This is a genomic window from Spirillospora sp. NPDC046719 (assembly GCF_040645715.1).
GTDB lineage: Bacteria > Actinomycetota > Actinomycetes > Streptosporangiales > Streptosporangiaceae > Spirillospora.
This window is the reverse complement of the sequence record NZ_JBEYYT010000498.1, coordinates 1-6241: the sequence shown is the minus strand read 5'-3', so window position 1 is coordinate 6241 and position 6241 is coordinate 1. Positions and strand designations below refer to the sequence as shown.

The 6241-nt window shown below is 76.1% G+C and carries 6 protein-coding genes; 1 reads left to right on the top strand and 5 read right to left on the bottom strand.

Annotation, left to right across the window (positions count from 1 at the left end):
• Positions 1 to 105 precede the first annotated feature (105 nt).
• The 4 genes from ABZ914_RS44195 to ABZ914_RS44180 all read right to left on the bottom strand — a co-directional run bounded on the left by ABZ914_RS44195 (position 106) and on the right by ABZ914_RS44180 (position 3761).
• Positions 106 to 1527: a hypothetical protein gene (locus tag ABZ914_RS44195; protein WP_500200707.1), complete on the bottom strand. Its 1422-nt coding sequence runs from the start codon at positions 1525 to 1527 to the stop codon at positions 106 to 108.
• Positions 1524 to 1973, bottom strand: a complete 450-nt coding sequence (locus tag ABZ914_RS44190; protein ID WP_500200706.1) for a hypothetical protein — start codon at positions 1971 to 1973, stop codon at positions 1524 to 1526. Before ABZ914_RS44190 ends, ABZ914_RS44195 begins: the two co-directional genes overlap by 4 nt.
• Positions 1970 to 2497, bottom strand: a complete 528-nt coding sequence (locus ABZ914_RS44185) for an RNA polymerase sigma factor (protein WP_500200705.1) — start codon at positions 2495 to 2497, stop codon at positions 1970 to 1972. Before ABZ914_RS44185 ends, ABZ914_RS44190 begins: the two co-directional genes overlap by 4 nt.
• A gap of 100 nt (positions 2498 to 2597) precedes the next feature.
• Positions 2598 to 3761: a S8 family peptidase gene (locus ABZ914_RS44180; protein WP_500200704.1), complete on the bottom strand. Its 1164-nt coding sequence runs from the start codon at positions 3759 to 3761 to the stop codon at positions 2598 to 2600.
• A gap of 284 nt (positions 3762 to 4045) precedes the next feature.
• Here ABZ914_RS44180 and ABZ914_RS44175 point away from each other — a divergent pair, with 284 nt between their 5' ends.
• On the top strand, positions 4046 to 4540 hold the full coding sequence (locus tag ABZ914_RS44175; RefSeq protein ID WP_190862793.1) for a DUF3145 family protein: 495 nt from the start codon (positions 4046 to 4048) through the stop codon (positions 4538 to 4540).
• A 304-nt stretch (positions 4541 to 4844) separates the two neighbouring features.
• Here the strand turns inward: ABZ914_RS44175 and ABZ914_RS44170 are convergent, their stop codons facing one another.
• Complete coding sequence (locus ABZ914_RS44170) at positions 4845 to 6152, bottom strand: beta-ketoacyl-[acyl-carrier-protein] synthase family protein (protein ID WP_190862796.1); 1308 nt, start codon at positions 6150 to 6152, stop codon at positions 4845 to 4847.
• Positions 6153 to 6241 lie beyond the last annotated feature (89 nt).

The following is a 6241-nucleotide window of genomic DNA, read 5'->3' as shown; positions in this document are numbered from 1 at the left end:
GCTGAGCGCCCGCAGCGCCGCCAGCGCCCCCGCCCGCTCGGGGTCGGCGGGCGGCCGCAGCCGCGCCGGGCGGGCGATGGCGCGCCGCCGCTCCTCCAGGCCCAGCTACTCCGCGGCGGACCCGGCGAGGCCGAGCCCGAGCGCGGCCAGCTCCCCGGCGAGGCCCGCCGCGCGGGCCCGCAGGTCCAGCGCGCCGAACGCCTCCGCGTGCCGCGCGGCCGCCTCCAGCCCGGGGCGGGGGGGGGCGGCCGCGCCCGGGACGTCACCGCGCGCCGAGCATGCCAGCGCGGTCGCGTGCCATCCGGCGATCCGGACCGCCGCGGGGCCGTCCGTACCGTCGACCTCCGCCAGCAGATGGGCGGACGGCCTGCCGAGGGCCATCGCGACCCGCGCCGCGATGACGCGGGTCTCGGCGGCGGGCCCGGCCCATCCGCCGTCGCCGAGCAGGCCCGCCGCCGCGGCGGCGTCCGCCAGCAGCGCGCCGGACCGCTCGCCCGCCTCCCAGCGCGCCTTGATCAGCACGTGCTCGGCGAGGGGGATCCAGCCGGGGCGCTCCTGTCCGGCGAACGCGTCCCGCGCCCGCGCGGCGCTCTCGGCGGCGCGTCCGGGGTCGCCGTCCGCGAGTTCCGCGTGCGCGCGGAGCAGGAGGGCGTCCGCGACGTCGCACCTGTAGCCGTGCGCCTTCGCCGCGTCCAGGGCCGCGTCGAGGAGGGGCCGCGCCTCCCTCGGCAGGCCCGCGACGATGAGGGTCTCCGCCTGGTCCAGGCGGCACTGCGCCAGGCGCTCCCCGGTCAGGACCGGCTCGGCCTCCGCGTACAGCCGCAGGGCGCGCGGGACGTCCCCGCGCCGCGACACCGCGAACGCCAGGTTGCCCTTGGCCATCGCCGTCTGGTGCCGCAGCCCGGCGGCCTCGCCGACCGCGACGGCCTCCGCGAGGGCCTCCTCGGCGCCGCCGAAATCACCGCGCATCGCCCGCGCGAGTCCGATGTTGGTCAGCAGCCCGTTGAGCGCCGCCCGATCGTGCCCGCCCCGCAGGCCGGCGAGCGCGCGCTCCGCGACGTCGTGCGCCTCCGCGACGCGTCCCGCGCGGGCCAGGGCGCAGGCCTTGTTGGCGGCCAGCCGGTCCGCCTCCTCACCGCGCAGGACGGTCTCCGCCTCCTCCGCGTGGGCCAGCGCCCCGGTGAGGTCCCCGCGGGCCGTCAGGAGACCCACGAGGTTAGAGCGGACCTTCGCGGCGGTGTACGGGTCGGGGCGCGTGTCGCCGGTCCACGCGTCGTCGGCGAACACCGGCCAGCCGTCGTCCTCGGGCGACGCGCGGGCCGTCTCGCGCCCGGTCGCCAGGTCGAGCGCCCGGTGCAGGAAGGCCAGCCCCTCCTCCAGGCGCCCCAGCTCCTTGCACGCCAGGCCCGCGATCCGCAGGGCGAGGATGTCGTCGCCGCGCTCCAGCAGCGTCGTCGCGCGGGCGTGCGCGGTCGCTGGGTCGATCGCCGCCAGCCACAGCAGCGCCCGCTCGTCCTCGCCGCTCACACGCGGACCCAGCTGGTGACGACCGACGAGCCGTCCGGCAGCCGGAACAGCAGGCTGACCAGCCCCTCCGGCACCTGCGGAAGGCAGAACATCCCGGCCGGCCCGGTGCGCCCGGCCGGCCGCCCCGCCGGAAGGCCGCCGTGCCGGACGACGATCTCGGCGCTCGCCGGCGGGACGAGCCGTCCGGTGATCTCGCGGTGCCGCCCGTCGCCGGTGACCTCGATCTCCACCGCCGACCGGGGGCAGGTGAACGTCAGCGACCGGCCCGTCCCGCCGCGCACGCCCGCCGCCGGGCGCACGGCGCCGTCCCGGTGCAGCTCCGCCAGCGCCGCCGCCGGCGTCCGCCACGCGAGCGCCGAACGCGCCGCCGCGAGCACGCCCTCCGGCACCGGGTCGAGGACGTCGAACGCGGCCCGCGCCCCCGCCATCAGCTCCTCGTCGTTCACGGGACGAGCCTCCGCAGCGCCGCCAGGCAGCGGGCCCGCGTCGGCCCGACGCTGCCGACCGGGACGCCCAGCGCCGCCGCGAGCTCGGCGTAGCTGGCCGCCTGCGCGAACAGCCGCAGCAGCGTCCGGCAGCGGCGGGGGAGCGCCGCCAACGCGGCGCCGACGCGGCCCAGCCGGTCGCGGGCGACCGCCACCTCGTCCGGGCCGGACGCCGGCCGGGGGCCGAGCGCCACCGGCGCCAGGTCCCGGGCCCGCCGCCGCACCAGGGCCCTGCACTCGTTGCGCGCCGTCGTCGCCAGCCAGCATCCCGTGGCGGACGGGTCGTCGAGCGCGCCGATCCGTTCCACCAGCCGCAACCAGGACGTCTGCACCACATCGCCCGCGTCCGCGTCGTCCAGCCCGTGCGCGCGGGCGATCGACCACAGCAGCCCGCTGTACCGCTCGACGAGCCGCGCCCACGCCGCATCGTCGCCGTCCCGAGCCCGCACCACCAGCGCGCTCGTATCGTCCTGCAAAGTCGCCAAGGGGGCTCCCACCACGTCATCCGCCGACATCGGTGGATCACCCTAAGTCGGAATACGGCGACGCTCCGTGCACGGTTACCGCTTCGCCATCGGACCGTGCTCAAGAACTGATGAGTACGCCGAGATCGGGGAGGGTCACGCAGCGCGCCGGATCGAGGACCCGGTCCGCCGCGGACGGCGCGTCCAAGCCCTCCTGCGCGGCGAGCCCGGCGATCCGCCCGGCCACGGTAGGCGCCGCGAACGACGTCCCGCTCCACGTCGCGTAGCCCTCGAACCGGTCCGCGTCGACGCCTCCCGAGGGGGCGCGCGGGCCGTCGAACCACACATGGGTGCTCGCCACGTCGACCCCCGGCGCGCACGCGTCGACCCACCAGCCGTAGTTGGAGAACCAGGCCCGGTCGTCCCCGTCGAGCGCCGCCACCCCGATGACGGGCTTCATCGCGGCCGGCCAGAACGGGCGCTCGCTCGCGGTGTTCCCCGCGCACGCCACGACGACCGTCCGGCGGCCGAGCGCGGTGATCGCCCGCGCCAGCACCGGCGACGGGCGGTCGTCGAAGGTGTGGCAGCCGAGCGAGATGTTCACCACGTCCGCGCGCCCCCAGGCCGCGAGCCGGGCGAGCGCGCGGATGACGTCCAGTTCGTCGCCGACGCCGTCCCCGCCGATGACGCGCAGCGCGCGGAGCGCCGCCGTCGGCGCGTGCCGCAGCACCACGCCGGCGATGAACGTGCCGTGGCCCGCCTGCGCGTCCAGTTCGAGGTCGAGGTCGGCGTCGAGCACCTCCGCCACCTCGTCGCGCTGCTCGCGGAACCACGCGGTGTCCTCGTACCAGGGGTGCGGCGACAGGCCCGTGTCGAGGATCGCGACCGTCACGTCCCGGCGCGCGCCCTCCGCGACCGGAGCGGGCAGCGGCGCCGCCGGGCGCGGCCGGTCGGCCGGGCCGCTCCACCACATCGGCTGGCCGTGGACGAGATGGTTCGGCGACACGCTCAGCGTCCGATGGCGGCCACCACCGGACAATTGGGCGGACAGTTCGCACACGTCCACCTTCGCCGACGGCCGCAGCCGCAGCCGGGTCGCGCCCGGCTCGTCCTCCCGCGCGTCGCACCAGCGCCGCACCAGGTCCTGCGCCGCGTCCGCGTCCCGGCCGGAGACGAGGACCTGGTCACGGCGCACCAGCGCCCGCCGCCCCGGCACCGGCTCCACCATCACCGCGTCGCGGTGCCGCGCCAGCAACCGGACCAGCCGCGCCTCCTGGTCGAGCATCGCATCCCCTCCCTGCCCGCCGAACCGGCACTCATCGTGCCGGAAACGCGACTGAAAGTGACCGTCGAACGCGCCGAAACGGCGGCGCGGCGGCCGGGCGAGGGCCTACGCTTGGCGGCCGAGAGCGGTGAACGGCGCGCATCCCGTGGTCAAGCGTTCGGCAAACGATGAAGTCACGGTGGTGCGACCCGGGCCGATGATGCACAATGAGGGACGCGGACGCCGTCTTGGGACGTACGAGGCCGTAGGGGAAGACGAGCCTCGGTACAGATCCAGGAGGTCCGGTGACCGCACGTGGCGTTTTCTACGTCCACTCCGCGCCACCTGCGCTGAGCCCGCACATCGAGTGGGCCGCCGCAGGTGTTCTCGGCGTGCCCGTTTCCCTTGAGTGGGCTGATCAGGCGGCCGCGCCGGGGACGCTGCGCGCCGAGCTTCATTGGGAGGGCAGGCCGGGCACCGCGGCAGGGATCACCTCGGCCCTGCGCAACTGGAAGCTGGTGCGGTTCGAGGCCACCGAGGATCCGACGCCCGGCAGCGACGGCGTCCGCTACAGCTTCACCCCGACCCTCGGGGTGTTCAGCGGCGTCATCGGCGCCAACGGCGACATCATGGTGCCCGAGGACCGGCTGCGCTCGGTCATGGCCAACGCCGCCGTCGGCAAGACGAACCTGGAGCACGAGCTCGAGCGGCTCCTCGGCACCCCGTGGGACAACGAGCTGGAGCCCTTCCGCCGCGCCGGCGACGGCGCCCCGGTGCGCTGGCTACACGCGGCCGTCTGAGACGCCGCGCCGCCGTCCTTCCGGCGGCCCGCGCGCGGAGCGTGCCCGTCCCGCAACTCGCATGCTCCCGTCCAGGGCCGCCCCTCCGGGGCTTCAGGGCGCCCGCACTCCGCGGAGCGCCCTTCACGTCTTTCCGCCGAGTGCCTCGCGGCGCACGGCACCAAGCCCGCCAGAGCGCGGCGGCACGCCCGCCAGGGCAGGTGCCGGGTGCGTCAGAGCGCGGTGGCGCGCGCGGCAGAAGCGGGCATGCGGAACGGCCCGGCGGGTCCGAGAATCGGACGCGCCGGGCCGTTGACGTGCGCGGTCAGAGAGCGCGTTCGAAGGCGACCGAGACGTTGTGGCCGCCGAAGCCGAACGAGTTGTTGAGCGCCGCGGCGGGCCCGTCCGCGAGCTTGCGCGGCTCGTCCCGCACGATGTCCAGGTCGACCTCGTCGTCGAGGTCCTCCAGGTTGGCGACCGCCGGGACGAGGCCGTCCCGCAGCGCCAGGATCGTGAAGACCGACTCCAGCGCGCCCGCGCCGCCCAGCAGGTGCCCCGTCATCGACTTGGTCGCGGTGATGGCGACCTTGGCGGCGGCCTCCTCGCCGAGACCGGCCTTGATGGAGTTCAGCTCGGCGACGTCGCCGGACGGGGTCGAGGTGGCGTGCGCGTTGATGTGCACGATGTCCTCGGGCCGCAGCCCGGCGTCGGCGAGCGCCCGCTGCATCGCCTTGGCCTGGCCGCCGCCGCTCGGGTCCGGCAGCACGATGTCGTAGGCGTCGTTGGAGTAGCCGCACCCGGCGGCGACGCCCTGCACGCGGGCGCCGCGGGCGCGGGCGTGCTCCTCCGACTCCAGGATGATCATGGCGGCGCCCTCGCCGAGCACGAAGCCGTCGCGGTTCTTGTCGTACGGCCGGGACGCGCGCGTCGGCTCGTCGTTGCGGGTCGACATCGCGCGCATGCGGCCGAACGAGGCCATCTGCAGCGGGTGGATGCACGACTCGGTGCCGCCGCAGATGACGACGTCGGCGCGGCCCGCGCGGATCATGTCGATGGCGTAGCCGACGGCCTCGCCGCTGGACGCGCACGCGCTGACCAGGGCGTGCGAGCCGGCGGTCGCGCCGAACTCGATGCCGACGTGCCCGGACGCGCCGTTCGGCATCAGCATCGGCACGGTGAACGGCGACACCCGCGACCAGCCCTGCTCGCGGTACACGTCGTAGCTGTTCAGCGCGGTGTGCAGGCCGCCGATGCCGCTGGAGACGACGACGCCCAGCCGGTCGCCGTCGACGACGAAGCCGCCGGGCACGCCGGCGGGCTCCTCGTTGCGCATGGTCTTGTTGCTGACGGCCGGGGCGAAGCCCGCGTCGGTCCACGCCTCGCGGGCCGCGATCAGCGCGATCGCCTGGCTGCGGTCCAGCCGGCGCAGCGACTGCTTCGGCATGACCTCGGCCGGGTCCACCTTCAGCGTGGCGGCGAACCGGACCGGCAGATCCTCGACGCCCTCCCAGTCCAGGCTGCGGATCCCGGACTCTCCGGCGAGCAGGGCGGACCAGGTCGACGGCAGGTCTCCGCCGAGAGGGGTCGTTGCACCGAGACCGGTCACCACGACTCTGGTCTGGCTCTTGCTCATAGATGCTCCTTGCGGACTGGAGGGGGAGTGGAGGCAGGGCGCGCCCGGCCCGGGACGCCGTCGGGGCCCGTGCGGACCCCTCCGGGCGG

Excerpts from the sequence above, each read along its gene's own strand:
- ABZ914_RS44180 (WP_500200704.1), bottom strand. The coding sequence starts at position 3,761 with ATGCTCGACCAGGAGGCGCGGCTGGTCCGGTTGCTGGCGCGGCACCGC.
- ABZ914_RS44170 (WP_190862796.1), bottom strand. The coding sequence starts at position 6,152 with ATGAGCAAGAGCCAGACCAGAGTCGTGGTGACCGGTCTCGGTGCAACG.